25 protein-coding genes are annotated in these 24434 nt (G+C 67.6%); 7 read left to right on the forward strand and 18 right to left on the reverse strand.

Annotated features, from left to right (window positions below):
* Nucleotides 1-35 precede the first annotated feature (35 nt).
* The 7 genes from ACWFRF_RS18320 to ACWFRF_RS18350 are packed head-to-tail and all read right to left on the reverse strand — an operon-like array spanning nucleotide 36 to nucleotide 5722.
* On the reverse strand, nucleotides 36-2417 hold the full coding sequence (locus ACWFRF_RS18320) for an ATP-binding cassette domain-containing protein (RefSeq protein ID WP_452451124.1): 2382 nt from the start codon (nucleotides 2415-2417) through the stop codon (nucleotides 36-38).
* Nucleotides 2418-2472: 55 nt separating this feature from the next.
* Nucleotides 2473-2883, reverse strand: a complete 411-nt coding sequence (locus ACWFRF_RS18325; RefSeq protein ID WP_378629104.1) for a VOC family protein — start codon at nucleotides 2881-2883, stop codon at nucleotides 2473-2475.
* A gap of 10 nt (nucleotides 2884-2893) precedes the next feature.
* Entirely contained in the window at nucleotides 2894-3337 is a 444-nt protein-coding gene (locus tag ACWFRF_RS18330; RefSeq protein ID WP_452451126.1) for a helix-turn-helix transcriptional regulator, read from the reverse strand.
* Complete coding sequence (locus ACWFRF_RS18335) at nucleotides 3334-3786, reverse strand: MerR family transcriptional regulator (RefSeq protein WP_452451127.1); 453 nt, start codon at nucleotides 3784-3786, stop codon at nucleotides 3334-3336. The genes ACWFRF_RS18330 and ACWFRF_RS18335 overlap by 4 nt, the downstream gene beginning before the upstream one ends.
* A gap of 9 nt (nucleotides 3787-3795) precedes the next feature.
* A complete protein-coding gene (locus ACWFRF_RS18340) occupies nucleotides 3796-4341 on the reverse strand; it encodes a class I SAM-dependent methyltransferase (RefSeq protein WP_452451129.1) in 546 nt (181 codons plus the stop codon).
* Between the two features lie 17 nt (nucleotides 4342-4358).
* Nucleotides 4359-4916 (reverse strand): isochorismatase family protein, encoded by a 558-nt coding sequence (locus ACWFRF_RS18345; RefSeq protein WP_378991803.1) that lies wholly within the window; start codon nucleotides 4914-4916, stop codon nucleotides 4359-4361.
* Nucleotides 4917-4933: 17 nt separating this feature from the next.
* The gene (locus tag ACWFRF_RS18350; RefSeq protein ID WP_452451130.1) at nucleotides 4934-5722 is read right to left on the reverse strand and encodes a DUF1460 domain-containing protein; all 789 of its coding nucleotides are present in this window, start codon (nucleotides 5720-5722) and stop codon (nucleotides 4934-4936) included.
* A 330-nt stretch (nucleotides 5723-6052) separates the two neighbouring features.
* Here ACWFRF_RS18350 and ACWFRF_RS18355 point away from each other — a divergent pair, with 330 nt between their 5' ends.
* Nucleotides 6053-7078, forward strand: coding sequence for a glucose 1-dehydrogenase (locus tag ACWFRF_RS18355; protein WP_452451132.1), 1026 nt, complete (start codon nucleotides 6053-6055; stop codon nucleotides 7076-7078).
* Between the two features lie 25 nt (nucleotides 7079-7103).
* Here ACWFRF_RS18355 and ACWFRF_RS18360 read toward each other — a convergent pair whose 3' ends face one another.
* Nucleotides 7104-7835 (reverse strand): DsbA family oxidoreductase, encoded by a 732-nt coding sequence (locus tag ACWFRF_RS18360; protein WP_379316113.1) that lies wholly within the window; start codon nucleotides 7833-7835, stop codon nucleotides 7104-7106.
* 149 nt (nucleotides 7836-7984) lie between these two features.
* Here ACWFRF_RS18360 and ACWFRF_RS18365 point away from each other — a divergent pair, with 149 nt between their 5' ends.
* Complete coding sequence (locus tag ACWFRF_RS18365) at nucleotides 7985-8740, forward strand: histidine phosphatase family protein (protein ID WP_378991809.1); 756 nt, start codon at nucleotides 7985-7987, stop codon at nucleotides 8738-8740.
* A gap of 117 nt (nucleotides 8741-8857) precedes the next feature.
* Nucleotides 8858-10717: a Na+/H+ antiporter gene (locus ACWFRF_RS18370; RefSeq protein WP_387444973.1), complete on the forward strand. Its 1860-nt coding sequence runs from the start codon at nucleotides 8858-8860 to the stop codon at nucleotides 10715-10717.
* 82 nt (nucleotides 10718-10799) lie between these two features.
* On the opposite strand, the gene ACWFRF_RS18375 is transcribed toward ACWFRF_RS18370, so the two are convergent.
* Nucleotides 10800-11345 carry a TetR/AcrR family transcriptional regulator gene (locus ACWFRF_RS18375; protein ID WP_378629092.1) on the reverse strand — a complete coding sequence of 182 codons (546 nt, stop codon included), beginning with the start codon at nucleotides 11343-11345 and terminating at the stop codon, nucleotides 10800-10802.
* 213 nt (nucleotides 11346-11558) lie between these two features.
* On the opposite strand from ACWFRF_RS18375, the gene ACWFRF_RS18380 reads away from it, so the two are divergent.
* Both ACWFRF_RS18380 and ACWFRF_RS18385 read left to right on the forward strand, forming a co-directional pair.
* Nucleotides 11559-12167: a TetR family transcriptional regulator gene (locus ACWFRF_RS18380; protein WP_452451135.1), complete on the forward strand. Its 609-nt coding sequence runs from the start codon at nucleotides 11559-11561 to the stop codon at nucleotides 12165-12167.
* A gap of 15 nt (nucleotides 12168-12182) precedes the next feature.
* Entirely contained in the window at nucleotides 12183-12839 is a 657-nt protein-coding gene (locus ACWFRF_RS18385; protein WP_378629090.1) for an enoyl-CoA hydratase-related protein, read from the forward strand.
* Between the two features lie 5 nt (nucleotides 12840-12844).
* Here ACWFRF_RS18385 and ACWFRF_RS18390 read toward each other — a convergent pair whose 3' ends face one another.
* The 5 genes from ACWFRF_RS18390 to mshC form a co-directional block, all read right to left on the reverse strand.
* Entirely contained in the window at nucleotides 12845-13672 is an 828-nt protein-coding gene (locus ACWFRF_RS18390; protein ID WP_378991816.1) for an Abi-alpha family protein, read from the reverse strand.
* Between the two features lie 3 nt (nucleotides 13673-13675).
* Nucleotides 13676-15094 (reverse strand): hypothetical protein, encoded by a 1419-nt coding sequence (locus ACWFRF_RS18395; protein WP_378991818.1) that lies wholly within the window; start codon nucleotides 15092-15094, stop codon nucleotides 13676-13678.
* Nucleotides 15095-15303: 209 nt separating this feature from the next.
* Nucleotides 15304-16089: a universal stress protein gene (locus ACWFRF_RS18400; protein ID WP_378991820.1), complete on the reverse strand. Its 786-nt coding sequence runs from the start codon at nucleotides 16087-16089 to the stop codon at nucleotides 15304-15306.
* 130 nt (nucleotides 16090-16219) lie between these two features.
* Entirely contained in the window at nucleotides 16220-18673 is a 2454-nt protein-coding gene (locus ACWFRF_RS18405; RefSeq protein WP_452451138.1) for a heavy metal translocating P-type ATPase, read from the reverse strand.
* Nucleotides 18674-18817: 144 nt separating this feature from the next.
* Complete coding sequence (mshC, locus tag ACWFRF_RS18410; protein ID WP_378991824.1) at nucleotides 18818-20056, reverse strand: cysteine--1-D-myo-inosityl 2-amino-2-deoxy-alpha-D-glucopyranoside ligase; 1239 nt, start codon at nucleotides 20054-20056, stop codon at nucleotides 18818-18820.
* A gap of 295 nt (nucleotides 20057-20351) precedes the next feature.
* Between mshC and ACWFRF_RS18415 the strand changes: the two genes are divergently transcribed.
* Together ACWFRF_RS18415 and ACWFRF_RS18420 are read left to right on the forward strand one after the other, a co-directional pair.
* The gene (locus ACWFRF_RS18415) at nucleotides 20352-20774 is read left to right on the forward strand and encodes a helix-turn-helix domain-containing protein (RefSeq protein ID WP_379314755.1); all 423 of its coding nucleotides are present in this window, start codon (nucleotides 20352-20354) and stop codon (nucleotides 20772-20774) included.
* Nucleotides 20771-21610, forward strand: a complete 840-nt coding sequence (locus tag ACWFRF_RS18420) for an alpha/beta fold hydrolase (RefSeq protein WP_452451141.1) — start codon at nucleotides 20771-20773, stop codon at nucleotides 21608-21610. Before ACWFRF_RS18415 ends, ACWFRF_RS18420 begins: the two co-directional genes overlap by 4 nt.
* 51 nt (nucleotides 21611-21661) lie before the next feature.
* Here the strand turns inward: ACWFRF_RS18420 and ACWFRF_RS18425 are convergent, their stop codons facing one another.
* From ACWFRF_RS18425 to ACWFRF_RS18440, 4 genes are all read right to left on the reverse strand, one after another.
* The gene (locus ACWFRF_RS18425; protein ID WP_194828263.1) at nucleotides 21662-21919 is read right to left on the reverse strand and encodes a hypothetical protein; all 258 of its coding nucleotides are present in this window, start codon (nucleotides 21917-21919) and stop codon (nucleotides 21662-21664) included.
* 122 nt (nucleotides 21920-22041) lie between these two features.
* Nucleotides 22042-22593: a dihydrofolate reductase family protein gene (locus ACWFRF_RS18430; protein WP_452451143.1), complete on the reverse strand. Its 552-nt coding sequence runs from the start codon at nucleotides 22591-22593 to the stop codon at nucleotides 22042-22044.
* A gap of 86 nt (nucleotides 22594-22679) precedes the next feature.
* Nucleotides 22680-23045, reverse strand: a complete 366-nt coding sequence (locus tag ACWFRF_RS18435; RefSeq protein ID WP_452451145.1) for a DUF4345 family protein — start codon at nucleotides 23043-23045, stop codon at nucleotides 22680-22682.
* Nucleotides 23046-23209: 164 nt separating this feature from the next.
* Complete coding sequence (locus ACWFRF_RS18440) at nucleotides 23210-24394, reverse strand: alanine--tRNA ligase-related protein (RefSeq protein ID WP_452451147.1); 1185 nt, start codon at nucleotides 24392-24394, stop codon at nucleotides 23210-23212.
* Nucleotides 24395-24434 lie beyond the last annotated feature (40 nt).

Here is a 24434-nt window from a genome sequence, read left to right on the forward strand (position 1 = left end):
GCGGCCGGGCTCGGAGTGAGCCCGGCCGCACGAAGTCAGGCGCCGACGTAGGTGGCCAGGTGTTCGCCGGTGAGGGTGGAGCGGGCTTCGACGAGGTCGGCGGGGGTGCCTTCGAAGACGATGTGGCCGCCGTCGTGTCCCGCGCCGGGCCCGAGGTCGATGATCCAGTCGGCGTGGGCCATCACTGCCTGGTGGTGTTCGACGACGATGACGGACTTGCCGGATTCGACGAGGCGGTCGAGCAGGCCGAGGAGTTGTTCGACGTCGGCCAGGTGCAGGCCGGTGGTCGGTTCGTCGAGGATGTAGACCCCACCTTTGTCGGACATGTGGGTGGCGAGCTTGAGGCGCTGGCGTTCGCCGCCGGACAGGGTGGTCAGTGGCTGGCCGATGGTGAGGTAGCCCAGGCCCACTTCGGTGAGGTGGGTGAGGATCTTGTGGGCGGCGGGGGTGCGTGCCTCGCCGTCGCCGAAGAACGCGCGGGCTTCGTCGACGGGCATCGAGAGCACTTCGCTGATGTTCTTACCCGCGAAGGTGTATTCGAGGACTTCGGCCATGAAGCGCTTGCCCTCACACACCTCACACATCGTCGACACGCCGGCCATCATCGCCAGGTCGGTGTAGACCACGCCCGCACCGTTGCAGTTCGGGCAGGCGCCCTCGGAATTGGCGCTGAACATGGCGGGTTTGGCGCCGGTGGCCTTGGCGAACGCTTTGCGAATGTGGTCGAGCAGACCGGTGTAGGTGGCGGGGTTGCTGCGGCGTGAGCCCTTGATCGGGGCTTGGTCGACGGAGATGACGCCTTCGTCGATCGGGATCGAGCCGTGCACGAGCGAGCTCTTGCCCGAGCCCGCGACGCCGGTGATCGCCACCAGAATGCCGAGGGGGATGTCGACGTCGACTTTGTCGAGGTTGTTGGCGGTGGCGCCACGAATCTGCAAGGCGCCGGTCGACTTTCGCACCGAGTCCTTGACCGAGGCGCGGTCGTCGAAGTGGCGGCCGGTGACGGTGTCGCTGGCGCGCAGCCCGTCGACGGTGCCCTCGAAGCAGATGGTGCCACCCTTGGACCCGGCGGCGGGGCCGAGGTCGACGATGTGGTCGGCGATGACGATCGTTTCGGGCTTGTGCTCGACGACGAGCACCGTGTTTCCCTTGTCGCGCAGGCGCAGCAGCAGGTCGTTCATCCGCTGGATGTCGTGCGGGTGCAGGCCCGCGGTGGGCTCGTCGAAGACATAGGTGACGTCGGTGAGCGAGGAGCCGAGGTGGCGAATCATCTTGACGCGCTGGGCTTCACCGCCCGACAGGGTGCCCGAAGGACGCGACAGCGACAGGTAGCCCAGGCCGATCTCGACGAACGAGTCCAGGGTCTGTCGCAGCGACTCCAGCAGCGGCGCCACCGACGGGTCGTCGACCTGCTTGACCCATTCGGCGAGATCGGTGATCTGCATGGCGCAGGCGTCGGCGATGCTGATGCCGTCGATCTTGGACGAGCGGGCCGCGGCGGAGAGCCGGGTGCCCGCACAGTCGGGGCAGGTGCCGAAGGTGACGGCACGTTCGACGAAGGCGCGCACATGCGGTTGCAGCGAATCGATGTCCTTGGACAGCATCGACTTGCGCAGTTTGGGGATGAGTCCTTCGTAGGTGAGGTTGATGCCCTCGACCTTGATCTTGGTCGGTTCCTTGTACAGCAGGTCGGCGAGCTGTTTCTTGGTGTACTTCTTGATCGGCTTCGCCGGGTCGAAGAAGCCCGAACCCTTGAAGATGCGGCCCATCCAGCCGTCCATGCTGTAGCCGGGGATCTTGAACGGGCCCTCGTCGAGGGAGAGGTTCTCGTCGTAGAGCTCGGTGAGGTCGATGTCGTTGATCTGGCCTTTGCCCTCACAGGTGGGACACATACCGCCGGTGATGGCGAAGCTGCGGCGTTCCTTGACGGTGACACCGTTCTTCTCGACCTCGACGGCACCGGCGCCGCTGATCGAGGCGACATTGAACGAGAACGCCTGCGACGACCCGATGTGCGGGTCGCCGAGGCGGCTGAACAGGATCCGCAGCATCGCGTTGGCGTCGGTGACGGTGCCGACTGTGGAACGCGGGTCGGCGCCCAGCCGGGACTGGTCGACCAGGATGGCGGTGGTCAGACCCTCCAGGACGTCGACGTCGGGGCGGGCCTGGCTGGGCATGAAGCCCTGCACGAACGCGCTGTAGGTCTCGTTGATCAGGCGCTGTGATTCGGCGGCGATGGTGCCGAAGACCAGGGAGCTCTTACCGGATCCGGACACGCCCGTGAAGACCGTCAGCCTGCGCTTGGGGATCTCGATGCTCACATCGCGCAGATTGTTGACCCGCGCGCCGTGCACGCGGATCACATCGTGGCTGTCGGCCGGCTCTATGGTGGTGCCGGTCTTCTTGGCCGTGCTCATGGGTCTCCCTTGATCAGTCGACATCGCCGGACATCGAATCTACCGGCGCGATGGCTTACTTGGTCTGCTGGATGCGGACCATATTTCCGGCGGGATCGCGGAAGGCGCAGTCGCGCACGCCGTAAGGCTGATCGGTGGGTTCCTGGACGATCTCGATGTCTCCGGCCTGCAGCTTCTCGAACAGGCCGTCGAGATCGTCGGTGGCGAGGTTGACGCCGGCGTAGGTGCCTTTGGCCATCATTTCGCTGATGACACGGCGTTCGTCGTCGGTGAGGCCGGGGTCGGCGGCCGGTGGGTGCAGCACGATGGAGGTGTCGGGCTGGCCGGTGGGGCCCACGGTGATCCAGCGCAGCCCGTTGTAGCCCACATCGTTGCGCACCTCGAAGCCGAGTGTGTCGCGGTAGAAGGCGAGCGCGGCGTCGGGGTCGTCCTGCGGCAGGTAGCTCGAGTGGATGGTGAGGTTCATGCCGACCACGCTAATTGTCGGCCGGAGCGGAAGCTTCTCGATTCCTGATCGGTCTGGTCACCTTCTTGACCACGCACGACGGCATGCCCGCGGTCTGTTCGTCCTGACGCTGTTTGTAGGTGCTGGGCGGCACCCCGACGAGTTCGGTGAAGCGGGTGCTGAAGGTACCCAGCGAGGACGAGCCGACCGCGAAACACACCTCGGTGACGCTCATGTCGCCGCGGCGCAGCAGTGCCATGGCCCGTTCGATGCGGCGGGTCATCAGGTAGGAGTACGGCGATTCCCCGTAGGCGAGGCGGAATTGCCGGCTGAGGTGCCCGGCCGACATGTGGACGCCGCGGGCGAGCGCTTCGACGTCGAGCGGCTGGGCGTACTCACGGTCGATGCGGTCGCGCACACGACGCAGCAGCGCGAGGTCGCTCAAGTGCTGTGGTTTCGCGGGTGGGCCGGTCACATGGCCGATCGTCCCACGTCGGACGGTGTTGCCGACACCGGCGGGTCGGTGTGGGTGTCGAGGACCCCGGCGAGTTCGGCGCGGAAGTGAGGGCAGGTGCGGAAGTCCTCGGCGTCGCAGTCCAGGACGTGGGTGACGGCGTCGAGGGCGGCGCGCGTGCGGGCGATCTGGTCGGCGAGGCGGTCGCGATGGGCTTCGAGTACTTCTCGGCGGGTGCGCCGATCGGGGGAACGGATGAACAGGATGGCGAGATCGTCGAGGGACAAGCCTGCCTTCTTGCCCAGGACGATCATCGCGATCGTGTCGATGTCGGTGCCGCGGTAGTGGCGGCGTCCGACCGAGTCACGGGCTGGAGTGAGCAGTCCGCGGTCTTCCCAGTGGCGCAGCACGTGGGTCGCGAGCCCGAACTGGGCTGCCACCGCACCGGTCGTGGTGTGTTCCCCGGCCATCCGCCGAGCCTATGCGGTGACGCGGTAGCAGGTGATCACGGCGACGGGATGCCAAGGCAGACGGACTGTTTCGGTGTCGACCGAGCCGAATGCGGTGCTGAGTGCGCGCCGGATCTCGCGGGTTCGGGTGAAGCGGAAGTCGAAGATCGCGGCGCCGCCGCCGGGGCGGAGTACTCGACGCAGTTCGGTGACGGCGGCGGGCAGGTCCGGCCATTCGTGCATGCTCAGGCTCGACACGGCGAAGTCGATGCTCGCGTGCGGGTGGGGCAGCTCGGCGACGTCGGCGACGGCCAGGTCGATCGGCTGCCCAGCGAGGGTGCGCCGGGCGATCTCGATCATGTGCGGGGACAGGTCGATGCCGTGCAGGCGCAGGTCGGGGCGACGAGTCGCCACGTGGGACAACAGCTTTCCCGGGCCGGTGCCGAGGTCGAGGACCGTGGCCGAATCGGTGGTGTTGGCGTCGATGTCGGTGGCGATCCGCCGGTACAGGCCGGTGAGGAGCCGGGTGGCGCGCCGGTCGTAGCCGAGGCTCTGTGCGTATCCGAATGTGGTCATGAGACCACCGTGGTTGTTCAGGTCGACCTGAAGTCAAGCTCGTCGGTCGGGCGCACGGCCGCGGTGCGACCGGGTGCTTGCTGGAATTGCCAGTACAGGTTCGTGTGGGCGATGACGTCTTCGGGTTTCGGTGCGCCCCACCGGGTCTTGTCGCCGGTGGTGTGGGCATCGGCGACCAGGGTGACATCGTATCCGCGCACGAACGCGCTGTGGATGGTCGAACGGACGCAGGCGTCGGATTCCGCGCCCGTGACCACCAGGTGGCCGGCGCCGACCGCCGCGAGCAGTCCCTCGAGCTCGGTGTCTTCGAAGGAGTCCCCGTAGTGCTTGTGAACCAGTGGTTCGGTGTCGGTGCGGGTGAGTTCGGGGACGTAGTGCCAGGGATCGCTGTGTTCGACCAAATCCTCGGAGGAGTGCTGGATCCAGATGATCGGGACATCGGCGGTGCGGGCACGGTCGACAAGGGCGTTGATGTTCGCGACGACCTCGTCGCGGCGGGGTGCTTCGTCGACGACGCCGTTCTGCACGTCGACGACGAGCAGCGCGGTGTTCGGGCGGTCGGGCAGCGTGGTCATGGCGATTCCTCTGGCGGTCAGAGCGGGCGAAGGACGACGACGCCCGGGACGGTCTGGAGATACTCGGTCAAGGGGGTATCGACGACCTGGTTGTTCGCCGCGAGCGAGGAGGCGTTGCGGAAGACCGGGCCGGTGGGGGTCGCGACGATGATGCCGACGTGGGTCACGTCGAGCCCGGCGTCGGGGGTGTAAGCGCCGAGGAAGTCGCCGGTGCGAAGGGCGGCCTGGACTGCCCCGTCGACGGCGGCCGCGGGAATATGGGTGACGGCACGGTCGACCACGGCAACGCCCGGCAGGTAGGTGCTGCCGTCAGCTTTCGCGTTGAGATGCTTGGTGGTGGTCACCGCGGCGGGGCTCAGGCTCGCGGTGATGTCGGTGGCGGCGAGCCGTTCGCGGGTGGCCCAGTCGGTGAAGAAGTGCTTGCGCTGGGCGAATTCGACGCGACCATCGATGTAGCGAGTGCTGATCAGGTTGGTGAGGAACTCGTCGCGGGTGCTGGAGCGGGAGGCGGCATCGATGTAGTCGAGGTAGGTGAAGCAGTCGACGCGGCGCAGATCCGCGACGAGCTGTTCGGGCTCGGTGGCCGAACCGATCAGCATGTTCGCGCCGTACGGGGTGCCGAGCAGCCGCGCGGAGAGCCGTTCGAGGAGTTCGCCACGGCCCAGACCGCCCGATTCGGCGCGCACGGTGAGGAGTTCGTCGATCTTGCGCGCGGAAGCGTCATCGACCGACGGTGCGGCCGAGGCCGGTGCCAGCGCGCACACGAGCGCGGCGAGCACGAGCATGATCCGGACGATGATGCGCAAGACGCCTCCAGCTGGCCACGGGTCGATCGGTGCGAGCGCTGTCCACCGTAGCCGAGACGGCGGACAGGATCGGCGACTCAGGGTTCCCGATGCCGCGATGATGGCGGAGTGTGACGTTCGGCCATCGGTGATGCCGATTGTTCGCGAATGGTCTCGTATCGACCGGTCGGTGGGTTGTTCGCGTACCGTTGGCGCAGGTAGTCCGTGTTCGCGGCGTGTTCGCGATGGGGTTGCTCCCCCGGGTGTCGTGGATGTGGTTCGTGCAGACGTCGACCGTTGGCCCGTCCGGGCGGAAGGGATGCCGAAATGCGTGCGTTGACAGTGGTTCCCATGCAGAAGCAATCGTTGCGGGTGGAGGATGTGCCCGACCCGGTCGTCGGTCCCGGCGAACTGCTCGTCGACGGGATCTCGCTGGGTATCTGCGGCACCGACCGCGATATCGCGCAGGGCAACTACGGCTGGCTGCCACCGGGCAAGTCGCAGATGGTGCTCGGGCACGAATCTCTGGGGCGGGTGAAGACCGCGCCCGCGGGCAGCGCATTCGCCCCTGGCGACCTCGTTGTCGGGATCGTGCGCAGGCCGGATCCGGTGCCGTGCGGGGCGTGCGCGCGCGGCCAATGGGACATGTGCCGCAACGGGATGTACGTCGAGCGCGGGATCAAGGAGATCGACGGGTACGGGTCGACGTCCTGGGTGGTGCGCGAGGACTTCGCGGTGCGACTCGATCCGGCACTGGAGAAGGTCGGGGTACTGCTGGAACCGACGACCGTGGTCGCCAAGGCATGGGATCAGATCGAGAAGATCAACAACCGCGCCTGGTTCGATCCGCGCACCGTCCTGGTCACCGGCGCCGGGCCGATCGGTCTGCTGGCGGCGCTGCTCGGGCAGCAACGCGGCCTGGACGTGCACGTCCTCGACCGGACCAGCGGCGGGACGAAAGAAGAGCTGGTCGAGGCGCTGGGCGGCACGTTCCACACGGGGACGGCGGCCGCCGCCGCGAAAGAGATCAGCCCCGACATCGTGATCGAGGCGACCGGTGCGCCCGCGGTGGCGTTGCAGGCGATGGAGATCGACAACCCGGGCGTGATCGTCTGCCTGACCGGGGTGTCGACCCCCGGTGTCGATACCGATGTCGATGTCGGCGGATTGAACCGCAACATCGTGCTCGACAACGCGGTGGTGTTCGGTTCGGTGAACGCGAACCGCCACCACTACGAACAGGGCGCCGAAGCGCTGGCCAAAGCGGACGAGTCGTGGCTCGAACGCCTCATCACCCGGCGGCTGCCGCTGGAAAGGGCGCTCGAGGCGTTCGACCCAGGCGGGTCCGATATCAAGGTCGTCATCGACCTGGCCTGACTCGCCGAAGCGAAGCCCGCGGTGGTCAGTCGGCCGCCGCGACCTCGGTCGTGGGGACCGCGCAGCCGTCGGGGCCGCAGCTGTCGCCGTCGGCGATGAGCTGGGGAGCAGGTCGATCGTTCCAGGCGGTGTTCAGTGCCCGGGTGAACGTTTCGGGAGGTTGGGCGCCGGAGACCGCGTACTTGCCGTCGAAGACGAAGAACGGGACACCGGTGGCACCGAGCGCGGCGGCCTCGGCTTCGTCGCGGCGGACCGCGTCGGCGTAGGCGTCGGGGTCGGCCAACACCGCGCGCACCGAGTTCTCGTCCAGACCCGCGCGCACAGCCAAGGCCACGAGGCGTTCGGTATCGCCGAAGACGGGCTCGGGTTCGGCGAAATTGCCTGCGTAGAGGGCGTCGAGCAGGGCTTCCTGCTTGTCCTGGTCGAGGGCGTAGTGCAGGAGCCGGTGCATGTCGAAGCTGTTGCCCGAGTCGCGGCCCGCGGTTCGGTAGGGCAGACCCATCGCCGCGGCCTGGGCGCCGATGCCGCGTTCGTTGGCGGCGGCCTGGTCGACGGTGATGCCGTATTTCTCGGCGATCGCCGGGATGACCGGACGCGTGGAACCGGCGGGCAAGGTCGGATCGAGCTCGAAGGACCGGTGCACCACCTCGACGTCGTCCCGGTGCGCGAAGCCGGCCAGCGCTTCTTCGAAGCGGGCTTTGCCCAGGTAGCAGAACGGGCAATTGATGTCGGTCCAGATCTCTACTCTGGTGGACAAGCGGGCCTCCTGCGGCGCATCGAGGGGTGCGGCGGTGGTCCGCCGGACAGTTCCGGACAGGCGTTCGAATTCGGGGAATGTAACGCCGGCAACGAGGCCGCTATTCCCTGGCGCGTCCGGGCACGACGGGACGAGCACGAGGGGTATCGATGGAGTTCGAGCAGCGGAGGGGGTGGGTGCAGGTGCCCGAAGGATTGGTGGTGCCACGCGCGCTGGGTGGATTGTGGGCGGTGCGCCACGCACAGAGTGAGGCCAATGTGTGGTTCTCCGACCCGGCGACCGAGCAGCGGCCGATGCGGGGCACCGATTCCGCGGTGGAACTGACCACCCACGGGCAGTGGCAGGCGCGCTGTCTGGGCGACTGGCTGGCCGGGCTGGCGGGCACGCAGCGACCCACCCTGGTGGTCTGCTCGCCCTACCTGCGCACCAGAGTCACCTGGGCGGTGATGGCCGAGGCCGCCGCCTCCCGCAACCGGCACCTGCACCCGATCCGCACCCTGGTCGACGAACGGTTGCGTGATCGGGAGATGGGGGTGTTCGAACTACATCCGTACCGGGCGATCCGGCGACGCGCGCCCGAGGAGGGGCTGCGTCGTGAACTGGTCGGCAACTGGGTCTATCGCCCGCCGGGCGGGGAGTCGCTGGCCGATGTGGCATTGCGGGTGCGCAGTTTCCTCGACGAGCTCGACGTGGTGGCCGCGGGCGAGCAGGTGCTGGTGGTGACGCACGATGCGGTGGTGGTGTCGTTGCGCTACATCCTCGACGGACTCGGTGCGCCGGTACCGGATTCGCTCGAGCCGGTGCCCAACGCGTCGGTGTCACAGTGGCGGCGTGAGGGCCCACGACTGGCGTTGCGTGTGTGGGGCTCGGTCGACCACCTCGCGATGGACGCGGACACGGGCTAGGGGCCAGCGCGACCGACCGATGTCGGCCGCAACCGTTTTCGTGATGGTCGGTGCCGACGCGGCTGTCGTTGGGTGGCGTCGACGGACTGATGGGTCCGTGGGTGGGAGAATGCGCGAGTGGATGTCGCGATCGGTCTGGTTGTCCTCATCGGCTCGGCGACCGCGCTGGCGGCGCTGGCGCGGCGATTCGGGGTGTCGGAACCTCTGGTGCTGACGTTGGCCGGGGTGGCCGCGTCGTATCTGCCGATGGTGCCGCAGGTACACCTCGAGCCGGAGGTGGTGCTGCTGGGGTTGCTGCCGCCGCTGCTCTACACCGCCGCGTTGCGCACCTCGCTGGTCGATTTCAAGGACAACCTGCGCACCATCGCGTCGCTGTCGGTGGGGTTGGTGCTGTTCAGCACGTTCGCGGTGGCGCTGGTGGTGTGGTGGTTGCTGCCGGTGCCGTTCGCGGCGGCGGTCGCGTTGGGTGCGGTGGTCGCTCCCCCGGACGCGGTGGCAGCGACCGCGGTGGCCCGACGCACAGGGATGCCGCGCAGCATCGTGACGGTGCTCGAGGACGAGTCGCTGTTCAACGACGCCACCGCACTGGTGGCGTTGCGTTCGGCGATCGCGGCGATGGCCGGTGCGGTGACCGCATGGCAGATCGGCGGCGATTTCCTGCTCGCGGCCGTCGGCGGCGGTGTCATCGGGGCCGTGGTGGCGGCGGCATTGGTGATGTTGCGCCGGCGGATCACCGACCCGGTGCTCGATACCTCGGTGTCGCTGCTGGCCCCGTTCGTGGCGTATCTGCCCGCCGAGCACTTCCACGCCTCGGGCGTGATCGCGGTCGTGACGTGCGGGATGATCCTGGGCCACGGCGCGCAACGGTGGCAGGGCGCGGCCTCGCGGGTCGCCGAGACCACCAATTGGCGCACCATCCAGTTCATTCTGGAGAGCGCGGTGTTCTTGATCATCGGGTTGCAGGTGCGCTGGATCGTCGAGGCCGCCTGGCACAGCGGGTTGGATCACGCCACGCTCGTCGTCGCGGCGGTGGGTGTGCTGGCCGCGGTGATGCTGGCGCGCCCGGTGTGGGTGTTCACGCCCGTGCTGGTGGCCAGGTTGTTCGGGCGCGCGACCGAACCGTTGAGTCATGCGGCGGTGGTGTCGTGGGCGGGCATGCGCGGGGTGGTGACCTTGGCGGCGGTGTTGTTGCTGCCCGACTCGACACCGCAGTTGCCGGTGCTGGAACTGCTCGCCTTGGTGGTGGTCGGCGGCACGCTGCTGGTGCAGGGCAGTTCGCTGCCGTGGCTGGTGCGGTTGCTGCGGTTGCGCGGACCCAGTCGCGAGGAAGACGCACTCGCCAAAGCCGATCTGCTGCAACAGGCTTCGACCGCCGGTCTGGCCGAACTCGACCGCAGGATCGGACCGGACACCCCCGAACCGGTGATCGAATCGCTGCGACAGCGACTGATCTGGCGCTCCAACGCCGCCTGGGAGCGGTTGGGCCGCCCGGAGGCCGAACTGGTGACACCGACCGCGGAGTACCGGCGGTTACGACTGGCGATGCTGGCCGCCGAACGCGATGCGGTGCTGACGGTTCGCGACGCGGGGGCGGTGGATTACGAAGTCCTCCAACATGTGCTGGCCCGGCTCGACCTCGAGGAATCGATGATCGACCGTTTCGACGAGAGCGACGACGAGCGCCGCGCCGAACCGCTGTCCACCGCCGCCGGTGCGGTGGGGTGCGCCCATCTGGAGGAGGCGCCGGCACTGGCGGAGCCGCCCGCTGGTGAGCTGGTGTGTCAGACGTGTCTGGACGAGGGTCTGCGCTGGGTGCATCTGCGAATGTGCACCGCCTGCGGGAACATCGGCTGCTGTGAGTCCTCGATCGGTGACCACGCGAGCGCCCATTTCCGGGACTCGGCGCATCCGGTGATGCGCAGTGTGGAGCCCGGGGAAGCCTGGCGATGGTGCTACGTGGACCAATTGCTCGGCTAGCTCACGGAAGTGTCCGTCCGGCCAGGGGTCGCGAATCAGCGCGGCACGAGACCCTGACGCAGTCGTCGCACCGACGTGGTCGTCAGCCGCGGTGGGAGTAGATCAGTCGCGCGTATTCGGCGAGCAGGTGGTCGAGTTCGGTGGATTCGCCCGCGGCAGCGAGCTGTTGGTAGCCGATGATCATCGCCATGCCGAATTCGGTGACGACGGTGGCGGTGGCCGTGTCGTCGACGACGCCGTCGATGACACGGTGCACGGTGCGCCGCCGCGACTCGTCGACCCGCTTGACGGTGACGTGTACCGATTCGTCGTTGGCCGCCCAGGCGCGCAGCGCGGCTTCGGCGCCGTGTTCGAGTCCGCTGGCGAGCACCGACATCGCCCGCACGTCGGCGTCGGCGTCACCGTGGCCGACGTCGAGCGCGCGTAGCTCGACCATCTGACGGTTCTCCCAGTGTTCGAGCAGAGTGTCGACGAAGCCCTGCCAGGAGCCGAAGTGGTGATAGAACGAGCCGCTGGTGACGCCGAGGCGACGGCACAGCACCCCGATGTTGAGACCTTTGAAGCCGAACTCTGCGAGCACCGCCACCGCGGTGTCGAAGTACTGCTCCTTGGTGACCACTCGGGACATCGCGATGCCGTTCTGTTCGTGCGGGCAGGGCCGAAGAATCCGAACAGTACCCCATCGTATCGAGCCCTCGCGCGTACGTAACGTTGTCTACGCTGTGCCCGGGTGGACCGTAGGGACGACGAAATGCCAAGTGGCGGAACGAAATACGTGCACAACGGCCCAAAAGCGCATCCGAATGGAATAGCAGAGCGCACGCTCTGTAAACTTTTGTTCATGCCGAGACCGCGCACCCACGACCCGGAGACCGTGCTGGACGCCGCCGAAAAGCTGGCAGCAGGCGCCGGACCCGCCGCTGTCACAGTGCGCGCGGTCGCCGCCGCTACCGGAGTATCCAATGGCGCGCTCTATCACACATTTCAGTCCCGCCAGGTTGTCCTGGCGCGCACATGGTTACGCGCCGCGCACCGATTCCTCGCCCTCCAGTCGGCCGATATCGACCGCGCCGTCACCGCGCCCGACACCGAGACCCGCATCGACGCGGTCCTCGACGCCGCCGAGGCACCGGCGCGACTGGCCGAAAACCATCCCGACTCCGCGCGCCTGCTGCTGATCGTCGACCGCGCCGAACTGCTCGCCGGCGACATCGCGCCCGCACTGGCACAGGAGATCGCCGACACCGAGAAGGCGCTCGTCGCCGCGCTCAACCGGCTCGCGCGCGCCCTGTGGGGTCGCGCCGACCGGCGCGGCGTCGCCACCGTCACCACCTGCCTGGTAGACCTGCCCACCGCGCTGCTGCTGCGCCGCGACCGGCTCACCGACCCCCTGGCCCGCGCTCAGCTGCGTGCTGCCGTGCGTGCCGTCCTCGACCTCGGTCCCCACTGAAAAGGAAACAGCCCCATGCCCACACTGCGCCACCACGATTCGATCGCCGTACTCGACCTCGGTGACGGCGAGAACCGCTTCTCCCCCGACTTCCTCGACGAGATGAACACCCACCTCGACGCGGTCGTCGCCGAGGGCGCGTCCGCGCTGGTGACCACCGCGACCGGCAAGATCTACTCCAACGGTCTCGACCTGGACTGGCTCTCGGCCAACGGCGACCGGGCCGCCGAATACGTCGCGGCGGTGCACACCCTGTTCGCCCGGGTCCTCACCCTGCCCATGCCGACGGTCGCCGCGATCGGCGGACACGCCTTCGGTGCGGGTGCGATGGTGGCGATGGCGCACGACTATCGGGTGATGCGCGCCGACCGTGGTTACTTCTGTTTCCCCGAGGCCGACATCCGCATCCCGTTCACCAACGGCATGGCCGCGCTCATCCAGGCCAAGACGACCCCCAAGACCGCCGTGGCCAGCATGACCACTGCCCGTCGCTTCGGCGGCCCCGACGCGCTGGCACTGGACCTGGTCGACGCCACCGCCGCGGAAAGCGAAGTCCTCGATACCGCACTGGCTTTGGTGGCACCGCTGGGCGGCAAAGACCAGACCACGATGACAGCGATCAAATCCGTGATGTTCGCCGAAGTCCTCGACGCGCTGCGCAACCGGGACTGAACCGATCAGGGCAGCCGGGGGCCCTTGCCCAGGTAGATGTCGCCACGGTCATCGCCTGCCCAACCGCCCCCGGTATAGTCGCCCAGCACGAAACACGAGTCGCAGAACTGCTTTCCGAACACCGTCAGGTAGATGCTGCGGTAGGAGCTGATGGCCCGCATCTTCACCGACTTGTAGGCCGCCTGCGCCGGTGGTTGCGCTTCCAGGAACGCGTAGCGGCGAAAGTCGGCGACCGGTTCGGTGGAGAAGCGGACCAGTCCGAGGCGGCTGAGGTTGCCCAGGTAGTGGTGGTCGCGGTCGGGCAGCGCGCACCCGGCCATGGCGGCGATCATGTTGATGCCGTCGGCCAGCCGTTGCGAGCCGATCCCGAACGGCGCCTTGGTGCGGATGTCGATCGCGGGTTGCGGCCCGGCGACAGCCAGGAAGCGCAGGATCCGGGCTTCGTCGGGTGTCAGGTCGTGCAGGATCGGCACGAACGAGGGGTGCAGCTCACGCGGTTGCTGCGCGGAGTCCCAGCCCTCGGTGATCATCGCATCGCCCATCGCCTTGAGATCCTCGGCGTCGACCTTGGTTTCGACCGGGCCGTAGACGCCGGTGGCGGTGCTGGTCAGACCGAGCGCGCTCAACGCCGCCCGCCGAAACAGCTCCACGCGTTCGTCGACGATCTGCGAGATCGGTTCGCCGGAACGGAGGTCGTCGACCAGATCGGTGGCGGTGTGCACAGCACCCTTGGCCACCGTGCCGACGATGTGGCGCAACGACAATCCCGCGATCCGCGCCAAACCGAGCAGATCGGTCGGGATCCTGGGTTCGCGATCAGGGTTGGGCTCCATTGCTCACACTCCGAAGATCAGCAGGTGCAGCGCGCCGATGAAGGCACCGAGCACGCCACCGTGCAGATACAGCAGCCAGGCGTCCTGTTCGATGGCGGTGTAGAGCATTTCGACGAACTCCTCGGGCGGCAGTTCACGCAGTTTCTCGGTGGCGAGCCGGTCGACGCTGGCCGCGGTGGTCTGAGAGAATTCGACGTCCTCGACCAACCACGGCTTCATCTCGGTCGCCAGGCTCGCGCCCGCGGTGGCCTGGATGGCGTCGAAATGGCGGGGTCCGATCGCGAGCCGGGTCACCGACCGCAGCGGGCCCAGAATCCGGTCGATCTCAGCCTCGAGGAAGTGCGCGATGACCGCACGCGTTTTGTCGCCACTGGGCCCGTCGAGCAATTGTTCGGTGACGACATCGAGGGTGACGATCTGATACCCGATCGCATGCCCCAGATCCGCCGCCGCCTGGTACTGCCGTTTCGCGAATTTCGCGACCCCCCACGGATATCGGTAGCGCGGCTGCGGCACGGCGGGCTCGAACACCACCTTGATCGCGATGATGTTGACCAGCACACCCACCGTCGCGCCACCGGCGAGCACCCACGCCCACGCGGGCAGGAAATGCAGGATCTCGTAGAGCCAGCCGGGCAGCGAGATCACCGCGGGGGTGTCACCGTGGGGGGTGCTGTAGTGCAGCAACGACAACCACAGCGCCACGATCACCCCGAACGGGAATCCCAGCACCCCACTGCGGATCATGAACCGCAATTCCGGTGCGCCGAGCCCGTAGATCACGTCCTTGAGCAGTTCGGGCCTGCGCCGCAGGTAGCCCACGACCATCAGCTTCACATCGAGGAGCTGGTCGATGTTCTCGCCGATGAAGTCGAACGCACGATCGGTGATCGCGGGCAGCTCGGCCTCGACCCGGGTGTAGACGGCTTCGCGTGCGCGCGGCGGCATGTCGGCCCACAGGCGCGGATGCTCGGCGACCATGATCGAGTCGACCATCGAGCGCACGTTCGGCATCGCCACCAGCGCGACCTGCGCGGAGATCTTGCGCGGATCCATCTGGTCGAAGAAGTCCTTGGCGGTGCCGATCTTGGCGACCGCGTTGTCGACCATCAGGCTCGCCATCTTCTCCGAGCGGGCCGGAATGAAGCCTTGGAAGCCGAGGATGCCACCGGGGGCGAAGGTCGGCAGGATCTGCACCTTGCGCGGCAACAGCGGGAAGATCGTTTTCAGGCCCGGCACGTAGAAGCCGGTGAACCGCACCGGCGCGAACAGCATGATCACCCCGGTCCAGTTGGTGATCAGACCGGCCATGGCACTGAAAATCGGGATGGTGATCATGTCGACCCAGAACTTGCTCAGACCGGTCGTCTTCTCCCAGTCCAGCAGGCCGAAGAAACCCGCCGCCTCGATCCCAGCATTCATCCGGCGTCCACTCCGTTGTGTGGCGAACATCGCGCGTACGGTCATCATAGGCGACCGAACTCCCCGGTCCGGGCAAGTTCCGCGGTTACCCGCTAAACCGGAGCAAACACCTGATCAGACCGGACTCGGCGCTCCCGTTCGAACGGCAATCACCACGCGTGGTGTCACCAGTGGGTGGCCGACACCTCCTGCACGCGAGGGCCGATGACTCAGTGCGTGGTGTTGACCAGCAGCAAGTTGGTGTCGATGTCGTGGGTTACCTTGTTGGCCACCGAGCCCAGAAGACGTGCGGGACCGCTCATTCCACGGTTGCCGATCACGACCAGATCGTATTTCCAGGCCGAGTTGCAGATTGCCTCCGCCGGGGGGACCCCGGTGAGGATGTCGCGTCCGAACAGTTCCGGGTCCTCGACCGCGATCTGACCTTCGACGTCGATCAGGATGTCGGCACCATCGTCATCGGTCTTGGCCGAAGCCACCAGGAACGGGCGCGCACCCAGCGCCAGAGCGAGCTCGTAGCCGCGACGGACCGCGGTCAGCGAACTCGCCGATCCGTCGGTGGTGAGCCCGATGGTGGTCCAGCGTTTGGGGACCTTGTTGGTGAACACGACGTCGGTCTGACTGTGGTGGGAGACGTGATTGGCGGTCGAGCCGAGCAGTCGCGCCTTGGAACTGCCCAGGCTGCCGCCACCGATCACGAGCAACGTGGCGGGTTCACGTTCGGCGATCTCGAGCAGCAACGCGCCTGCCGTGCCGTCGAGTTCGGTGCGGGCGACCTCGGTCACGCCGGCTTCGAGCAGGGCTTCGGCGGCCGCCCGAGTGTTGGCTTCGGCCCATTCGGCGTCGGTGGCCGACTTGCGCCCCGCGTCCTTCCACACACTCACCGCGGTGACCGCGACGCCGAGGCGCATCGCGAACTCCCCCGCCACCGCTACCGCCGTCTGCGCGGCCTCCGAGCCGTTGGTTCCCACGACGATGCGCTGATAGCACCCCATGTGACGCTCTCCGATCGACGGCAGGTCAGCTGCGCTGTGGCCCACAGTATAAGCGCAGCACACTGCGGGCAACCGGCGCGGTGGTGCCCGTCCGCGAGGTCGCGGGCCCACGTTGGACTACGAGCGGCCCTCACTTGTGCTGGGGCGCGGAGGGTAGCGACAGACGTTTGAGGTGCAACGCGTTGAGAGCGACGATCAGGCTCGACCCCGACATCGCCATCGCGGCGATCTCCGGGCGCATGGTCAGACCCCACGGGGCGAAGACACCGGCCGCGACGGGCAGGGCGATGCCGTTGTAACCGACTGCCCAACCCAGGTTCTGGCGTTCCTTGTGGACCGTGCCGCGACCGATACGCAGGGCCGTCGACACCGCGTACGGGTCCGAGCGCATGAGCACCACGTCGGCGGTTTGGATGGCCACGTCGGTGCCTGCGCCGATGGCGATACCGAGGTCGGCGCGGGCCAGGGCGGGCGCGTCGTTCACCCCGTCGCCGACCATCGCGACCTTCTTACCGGTGCGTTGCAGATCGGCGATCCGGTCGGCCTTGTCCTTCGGTAGGACATCGGCGATCACGGTGTCGATGCCGAGGTCGCGGGCGATGCGTTCGGCGGTGCCTGCGTTGTCACCGGTGAGCATGACCACGCCGACACCGAGGTCGTGCAGTGCCCCCACGGCGTCGGCGGAGGTCGGGCGTGCGGCGTCGGCCAGCGCGATCACCGCGTGCGCGTGACCGTCGACGGCGACCAGGACTGCGGTGTGGCCCGAGGCCGCCAGTTCGTCACGGTGTTTCGCCAACTCGCCCAGCTCGATGTGGTCGGCGTCGAGCAGTCCGCGGTTGCCCACGATCACGTGCTGCCCGTCGACCGTGGCCGTCGCGCCGCGGCCGGCCACATTCTGGAACCCGGTGGCCGAAAGGGTGTCCACACCATGGGCTTTCGCGTAGTCGACGATGGCCTCGGCGAGGGGATGCTCGGATTCGAGTTCCACCGCCGCGGCCAGTGCCAGCACCCGGTCGGTGTCCACGCCGGGGGCGGTGATCACGTCGGTGACTTCAGGTGCGCCCGTGGTGAGGGTGCCGGTCTTGTCCATCACCACCACGTCGATGCGCGCCGCGTCCTCCAGCGCTGTCGCGTTCTTGAACAGCACGCCACGTTCGGCGCCGAGACCGGTGCCGACCATGATCGCCGTGGGTGTCGCCAACCCGAGCGCGTCCGGACAGGTCACCACCACCACGGTGATCGCGAACAACAGTGCTGTGCTCAGCGAAGCACCGACGAGCAACCACACCGCCAGGGTGGTCAGGCTGCCCAGCAGCGCGACCAGGGTGAGCCAGAACGCGGCCCGATCGGCCAGCCGCTGACCCGGGGCCTTCGAATTCTGTGCCTGCTGCACCAATTCGACGATCTGAGCCAGAGCGGTGTCGGACCCGACCTTGGTGGCCTGCACCCGCAGGCTGCCGGTGGTGTTGATGGTCGCGCCGATCACCGCCGAACCCGGCTGCTTGGGCACCGGCATGCTCTCACCGGTCACCATCGACTCGTCGACCTCGCTCGACCCGTCCAGCACGGTGCCGTCGACGGCGATCTTCGCGCCGGGCCGCACCAGCAGCACCTCACCCACCCGCACGTCGGCGGTCGGCACCCGCACTTCCTGACCGTCGCGCAGCACAACGGCTTTCGGCGGCGACAGATCCAGCAGACTCGTCACCGCGTCGCCGGCGCCGCTGCGCGCCCGCATCTCGAACCAGTGGCCCAGCAGCACGAATGTCGCCAGCATCGTGGCGGCCTCGTAGAACACCTCACCGCCGCCGGTGAACGTCACATACAGCGAATACAGCCATCCCGTCCCGATACCCACCGAGACCAGCACCATCATGTCGAGGGTGTGGGCCTTCAACGCCGCCCACGCCCCGGTGAAGAAGATCCTCGAGGAGTAGAAGATCACCGGCACGCTCAGGACGAGCATCCAGATGTCGGCGCGCATCCCGAACGGGACGGGCAGGTGCAGGCCGAGCATGTGGGTGGCCATCGGCGACCAGAGCATCACCAGGGTGGAGAAGACCAGCGCGACGAGGAATCGGTTGCGCATGTCGCGAGCCATGTCGTCCATCGACATCGACGCGTGCCCGCCGTGCTCGTGCCCACCGCCGTGCGCGGCGTGGGGCTGATCCCGACTCGGCACGCGATGACTCGGGGACTCGCCGTGCGAGGGCATCGCAGGCGGCGCATGGCCGACCACAGAATCGGCGGACTGCTCGGGTGCCGTAGCGGATTCGGCACCGTGCGGGGCGGGTCGTGTATGCGTGGTCGGCTCGCTCGCCGGGTCGCAGACGTGGGTCGGGACCGAGCGCCCCGCGCAGTGATAGCCACAGTCGCGGACCCAGGTGCGCAGGTCGGCGACGGATGTTCGGGTGGGGTCGTAGGTGACAGTGGCGGTTTGGGCGACCGGATTGGGGTCGACAGCGAGGACGCCGGGCCGGTGGCGCAGCCCGTTGGTCAGTCTCCCGTGGGAGCTGGCGCGCAGTTGCCCACCCACGTGCAGGACGGTGGTGGCGGAGGCCGGTTGATCCTGCGGGTCGGGCATCGCCGCTCCTGTCGCCGGTCGTGCACACGACGCGACAGCGCCCCGCGCTTCACTTCCCGGCGACTCTACCGGCGGCGTGTCACAGGTCGGCGCAGGTCACCGCGGCATCAGGAAGGGCCGTCGCCGCGCTGACCTGCGATCGTGTCAGAGACTGACGCCCAGGAGCGCGTCGACGGCGGCGCGGATCAGGGCGGGGGCTTCGGTGTCGGCGCCGCCGTAGGCGATGGCCTGTTCTGCCCAGTTGTCGATCGCGTCGAGTGCCTTCGGCGTGTCGAGATCGTCGGCCAGGTGCCGGCGCAGCCGGGCGACGGTGTCGGTGGCCGAGGGGCCCGAGGTCAGCGACACGGCCTCACGCCAGCGGTCGAGGCGATGCTGCGCGGCGGTGAGGACCTCGTCGGTCCACATACGGTCGGCGCGGTAGTGACCGGCGAGCAGGCCGAGGCGGATCGCGGCGGGATCGACACCGGCGCGGCGCAGCTTCGACACCAGGACGAGGTTGCCCCGGGACTTCGACATCTTCTCGCCGTCCAGGCCGATGAGGCCGGCGTGCACGTAGTGGCGGGCGAAGCGGCGGGCGCCGGTGATCGCCTCGGCGTGCGCGGCGGAGTACTCGTGGTGGGGGTACATCAGGTCCGAGCCGCCACCCTGGATGTCGAACTCGGCGCCGATGCGGTTGAGCGCGATCGCCGCACACTCGATGTGCCAGCCGGGCCTGCCGGCGCCGAAAGGCGCCTCCCACGACGGTTCACCGGGGCGTTCGGCCCGCCAGAGCAGCGCGTCGATGGTGTCGCGTTTGCCCGGCCGGTCCGGGTCGCCGCCGCGTTCGGCGAACAGCGTCTCCATGGTGGCGCGGTCGTAGCCGGATTCGTAGCCGAACTGCTCGGTGGCGTCGGTGCGGAAGTAGATGTCGGGGTACTCGGCATCGTCGACGATGTAGGCCGCGCCGGCCGCGAGCAACTTCTGCACCAGCTCCACCACCTCCTCCACCGATTCGATGGCACCGATGTAGTGGCGCGGGGGCAGCACCTGGAGTGCGGCCATGTCTTCGCGGAACAGGTCGATCTCGCGGCTGCCGAGGTCGCGCCAGTCGATACCGTCGCGGTCGGCGCGCTCGAACAGCGGGTCGTCGACGTCGGTGACGTTCTGCACGTAGTGCACGTCGTGGCCCGCGTCGCGCCAGACCCGGTTGACCAGGTCGAACGTCAGGTAAGTGGCGGCGTGACCGAGGTGGGTGGCGTCGTAGGGCGTGATGCCGCAGACGTACATCTTCGCGGTCTCGCCAGGGGTGACCGGGCGGATCTGACGGTCGGCGGTGTCGTACAAACGCAACGGCGGCCCTGTTCCGGGGACTGTCGGCAGGGCGATATCGGACCAGGACTGCATGTCTTCGAGGGTAGAGCCCCTGTCGAGGTGCTCGGCCCGCGGCCCGGCACATGGGGTTGCTCGCGGCGTCGCGGCACGGCCCGCTACCTGCACACAAACGTGTCGCGGCGCGAGCGTCAAGGTTTGCGCTCGAGCAGATCCGCTGGTCACGGGGGTAGCGGGGCGGATCGGGCGTGTCGTGCCCAGTGTGCGGTCCCACCTGGGCGAACGGTTGCCATCGCGATCATTGTCACAGTCCGCAACTCACAAAACGTCCCTATTGATCCCTATATGTACCTTCGTTTACGGTTGTTTCATGACAGATCGTCTCTATTCAGTGGAGCAGGTCGCCGAACTGCTCGGACTGCATGTCCGCACCGTGCGCAGTTATGTGCGCGAGGGCAAACTCCCCGCCGTGCGCATCGGCAAGCAGTACCGCATCACCCACGAAGACCTCGAGACCTTCACCGGACTGCCGATCACCACACCGCAGACGACACCGCGTCGACACGCCGAGTCCTCCTGCATCGTCGAGATCGACGACATCGACCGCGCCACCGTCGACCGGATCACCACTCTGCTCACCGCCACCGCCGGTACCCGAGGCGGCGGCGGTCAGCGGATGCGCGTGGAGACCAGCTACGACCCGGCCCGGCGCCGCCTCAAAGTGATCCTGCTCGGCAGCCTCGTCGACAGTTCCCGCCTGCTCGACTACCTGGACGGAATCCTGCGCTCATGATCTACAAAACCGACGAAGGCAGACGGCTCGTCGAGCAGCGCTACCGCGAACACCTCGACGCCTGGCCGGTGCCACGCGAGGAACTGCGGATCGACACCGGCATCGGCGAAACGTTCGTCGTGGCCTCCGGACCGGTGGACGCACCGCCGATGGTCGTGCTGCACGGCTCAGGAGCCAACGCGAGCACTTGGCGCGCCGACATCGCGGACTGGTCGAGAAGCTTCCGCGTGTATGCGGTGGATCTGCCCGGCGAACCCGGCTTCAGCGTCCCCACCCGGCTGGCATTGGACAGCGATGCGACCGCGAGCTGGCTCGACGAGGTCATCGACGGACTCGGCCTCGACACCGTGGCACTGGCCGGCATGTCGCTGGGTGGGTGGACCGCCCTCGATTACGTCCTGCGCAGGCCGGGCCGGGTTACGACGTTGGTCCTGCTGTGCCCGGGAGGACTGGGCAAGCACCGCTACGGCTGGCTGGTGAAGGCGATCGGGCTGCGGATGATCGGCAGGCACAGCGTGCACGAGATGGCACGCCTCGGCCTCGGCCTGGATGGGGCGCAAGCGGATCCGATCGTCGACGACATCGCATTGACGTTCACCCATTTCACGCCCCGCCCCGGAAAACTGCCCATCTTCCGCGACGAACAACTACGCGAAGTGGACATCCCGGTCCTGATAATCGTCGGCGAACGCGACGCTCTGTTCGACTCCGCACGCACCGCCGAACGCGCCCGCGCCTTCACCCGAGGCGAGGTGCGGCTCCTGCCCGGAGTCGGGCACGCGCTACTGAATCAGTCTGCTGCGGTAAGCGAATTCGTGCTCTCGCACGCGGGATGAGACTTCGGTGCCACCGCTCCCCGACGTGCGGCGACACCGAACATGATCACATCACAGTTCGCGGCACTGCATCTGCGCCGCGTCCGGGCCGAGCTGCTGGGTCGCGTAATACGCCGCACCAACCTCGTTGCCGGCCTTCACCGTAACGTCAGGCAGCGGCGCGCCGGCCTGGTTGGTGGAGGAACACACATAGGTCTTCTCAGCCCACCACCCGGCAGGGAACGCCTGCGCGGGCGCGGCAACAGCAGCGGCAGCACCGGTGAGCAGCAACGCGGCTGCGGAGGCGGTGACGATAGAACGGGTCGACATAGGTTTCCTCAGATCTCACGGGGATAACGAAAGTGCTTGGAGCACACTAGCACCGGCGCTGACCAGGCAACAGAGCCTTGGCCACCGCGAGAAACCGCAGCTACAGCCGCGGTGAGCGGACCTCAGTCGACCTGATAGCGCATCAGCATCACCGTTTCGAAGCGCCGCGTCTCGACCAAGCGCAGCCCGATCCGCTGATCCAGGGCCGGGAACATCGGTGTGCCACCGCCGAGCACTATCGGCGAGACGAACAGCTGGTACTCGTCGATGAGCCCGTGTGGCATCAGCGCGGACGCGAGGCTCGCACCACCGACCTCCATGACGCCGTCGCCTTCGGCCTTGATCCTGCGGACCTCCTCGACAACGTTCTCGCTGACCAGGGTGCTGTTCCAGTGGACCTCGGTGAGCGTGCGGGAGCAGACGACCTTGGGTGTGCGGGTCCAGAGTTCGCCGAACTCGCGCTGGATGGGCGGTGCGTCCTCGGGCACGTGCGGCCAGTACTCGGCCATCAGCTCGTAGAGCCTGCGACCGTTCACCGCGACCTCGAGCCCGCGGAATCTGTCGTTGTGGTACTGGTGCAGCTCGTCGTCGGGGTCGGTCCAGTCGATTTTGCCGTCGCGGTCGTTGACGTAACCGTCGACTGACACGCCGAATCCGTAGATCAGTTTCCTCATACCGTGTAGACCTCCTTCGCGCTCGAAATTCATCGGCCCTCACCTCGCCGTTTCGGACACTACGGGAAGGTGTCCGACCGGATCCGTCAGGCGACACCGAGCACGAGCGCGGCGCCCACAAGCTCGATCAGGCAGTAGAACCAGTTCGGATAGAAGCTCGTCGCGCTGTCGACCAGTCGCGAGATGATGCGACCGCCCGCCATCCCGGCCAGCGCGACACCCACAGTCAGCGCCGCCCCGGACCGCAGATCATCGGCACCGAACGCCGACCAGAACAGCACCCCGGCGACGGCCAGCCCGAAACCGCCGTACACCGCGCGAATCTCGGCCCGGCTCACCGCCGTCGCCACCGTCGTCCCGAACGGACGTGCCAGCGCGGCGGGAGCGGCCAGCGCGTACAACCCCATCCCCGCGAACAGCACCGCGACAAGACTCAGCACGACGGTTCTCATCGGCTTCCCCCGACCACGCGCCACTGCGCAACCGACGGAGCCGGACCAGCATGTTGTCGCATCTCTTCTCCTCGCATCGTTGTTTGGCGATCCTCACACCCGGTCCGGCCCTTGCGCTTCCGAAAACCTGATACCGCCACGAAGGACCCAGGATCCGAACCTGCTCACCCGACCCCGGATTCGGTGGTCAGATACACCACGAGATCGCGGGGCAGACCGTGGGTGTCGTGCAGGTAGTGGTAGTCGCCGTCGGTCAAGGGTCCGCTGAAACGACGGTGGGACAAGACCTTTCGCCCGCGCCGGAGCAGCAGATCGAATTTGTGTTCCTCCTCGACCAGCAGGGTGCGCACGTCCTGGGAGCGCACGGATTGCCGGAAGTGCCCGAGGGTGTGGTCCACCAGCTCGATCGGCAGGTCCGACAGAGTGCGGGTCGGATCGTCGCGCCACAACGTGGTGAGGGTGCGGCGGATCAAACGCCGCAGGATGTGACCACGGCCCGACGGGGACGGGATGACCCCGTCGCCGAGGACGACGATGCTCGATCGCAGATGGTCCGACAGCACTCGCAGCGACCGATCATCGAGCGGGCCCCAGATTCGGGGCAAGGTGCTCAGCCAGGGCTCGAACAGGTCGATCTCGAAGACGGACTGTGAGTTCCGCAGGATTCGCACCAGCCGTTCCAGCCCCAGCCCGGTGTCGACGCAGGGTCGGCGCATCGGTTCGAGGCTGCCGTCGGGATGGCGCAGGTAGCGCATCATGACGTGATTCCACACCTCCACCCACCGGTCATCGGTCATCGGTGTGCCCTGCGGCGTGTCGTCTCCGGTCCAGACGAAGATCTCGGAGTCGGGCCCGCACAGTCCGGTCGGGCCGTTGGACCACCAGTTCTCGTCGACGGTCGGTTCGACCGGCAGACCCAGCTCGTCCCAGGTGTGCCACGACTCGTGGTCGGGCTCGACGTGGTCGTCACCGCCGAACACCGTGACGTGCATCCGGTTCGGGTCGATACCGAAGCCGTCGCGCAGCAGTTCCACTCCCCACCGCAGGCTCTGCGGGCCGCTGTAGTCGCCGAGTGACCACGATCCGAGCATCTCGAACACGGTGAGGTGGGTGTCGTCACCGACCTCGTCGAGATCGGTGGTGCGCAGGCATCGCTGCGAGCCGGTGAGCCGCCGGCCCAGCGGGTGGGGCCGACCTCTCAGATACGGGGTCAACGGGTGCATCCCGGAGGTGGTGAACAGCACCGGATCCCCCGGCGAGGGAATGAGTGATCCGTCCGGTGTGAGTTCGTGCCCGCGTTCGCGGAAATAGTCGAGGAAGGTCCGAACGGTCTGGTCTGTGGTGATCATGGTGGTTGCTCCATCGAGGTGACATCGACCGGAAGCGGCC

This window comes from Nocardia sp. NPDC055165, assembly GCF_053606985.1.

Bases quoted from the DNA above. Each gene is read 5' to 3' on its own strand.
- ACWFRF_RS18320 (WP_452451124.1), bottom strand. From the start codon at position 2,417: ATGAGCACGGCCAAGAAGACCGGCACCACCATAGAGCCGGCCGACAGC.
- ACWFRF_RS18325 (WP_378629104.1), bottom strand. From the start codon at position 2,883: ATGAACCTCACCATCCACTCGAGCTACCTGCCGCAGGACGACCCCGAC.
- ACWFRF_RS18335 (WP_452451127.1), bottom strand. From the start codon at position 3,786: ATGGCCGGGGAACACACCACGACCGGTGCGGTGGCAGCCCAGTTCGGG.
- ACWFRF_RS18340 (WP_452451129.1), bottom strand. From the start codon at position 4,341: ATGACCACATTCGGATACGCACAGAGCCTCGGCTACGACCGGCGCGCC.
- ACWFRF_RS18345 (WP_378991803.1), bottom strand. From the start codon at position 4,916: ATGACCACGCTGCCCGACCGCCCGAACACCGCGCTGCTCGTCGTCGAC.
- ACWFRF_RS18355 (WP_452451132.1), top strand. From the start codon at position 6,053: ATGCAGAAGCAATCGTTGCGGGTGGAGGATGTGCCCGACCCGGTCGTC.
- ACWFRF_RS18365 (WP_378991809.1), top strand. From the start codon at position 7,985: ATGGAGTTCGAGCAGCGGAGGGGGTGGGTGCAGGTGCCCGAAGGATTG.
- ACWFRF_RS18375 (WP_378629092.1), bottom strand. From the start codon at position 11,345: ATGTCCCGAGTGGTCACCAAGGAGCAGTACTTCGACACCGCGGTGGCG.
- ACWFRF_RS18380 (WP_452451135.1), top strand. From the start codon at position 11,559: ATGCCGAGACCGCGCACCCACGACCCGGAGACCGTGCTGGACGCCGCC.
- ACWFRF_RS18385 (WP_378629090.1), top strand. From the start codon at position 12,183: ATGCCCACACTGCGCCACCACGATTCGATCGCCGTACTCGACCTCGGT.
- ACWFRF_RS18390 (WP_378991816.1), bottom strand. From the start codon at position 13,672: ATGGAGCCCAACCCTGATCGCGAACCCAGGATCCCGACCGATCTGCTC.
- ACWFRF_RS18395 (WP_378991818.1), bottom strand. From the start codon at position 15,094: ATGAATGCTGGGATCGAGGCGGCGGGTTTCTTCGGCCTGCTGGACTGG.
- ACWFRF_RS18400 (WP_378991820.1), bottom strand. From the start codon at position 16,089: ATGGGGTGCTATCAGCGCATCGTCGTGGGAACCAACGGCTCGGAGGCC.
- ACWFRF_RS18405 (WP_452451138.1), bottom strand. From the start codon at position 18,673: ATGCCCGACCCGCAGGATCAACCGGCCTCCGCCACCACCGTCCTGCAC.
- mshC (WP_378991824.1), bottom strand. From the start codon at position 20,056: ATGCAGTCCTGGTCCGATATCGCCCTGCCGACAGTCCCCGGAACAGGG.
- ACWFRF_RS18415 (WP_379314755.1), top strand. From the start codon at position 20,352: ATGACAGATCGTCTCTATTCAGTGGAGCAGGTCGCCGAACTGCTCGGA.
- ACWFRF_RS18420 (WP_452451141.1), top strand. From the start codon at position 20,771: ATGATCTACAAAACCGACGAAGGCAGACGGCTCGTCGAGCAGCGCTAC.
- ACWFRF_RS18425 (WP_194828263.1), bottom strand. From the start codon at position 21,919: ATGTCGACCCGTTCTATCGTCACCGCCTCCGCAGCCGCGTTGCTGCTC.
- ACWFRF_RS18430 (WP_452451143.1), bottom strand. From the start codon at position 22,593: ATGAGGAAACTGATCTACGGATTCGGCGTGTCAGTCGACGGTTACGTC.
- ACWFRF_RS18435 (WP_452451145.1), bottom strand. From the start codon at position 23,045: ATGAGAACCGTCGTGCTGAGTCTTGTCGCGGTGCTGTTCGCGGGGATG.
- ACWFRF_RS18440 (WP_452451147.1), bottom strand. From the start codon at position 24,394: ATGATCACCACAGACCAGACCGTTCGGACCTTCCTCGACTATTTCCGC.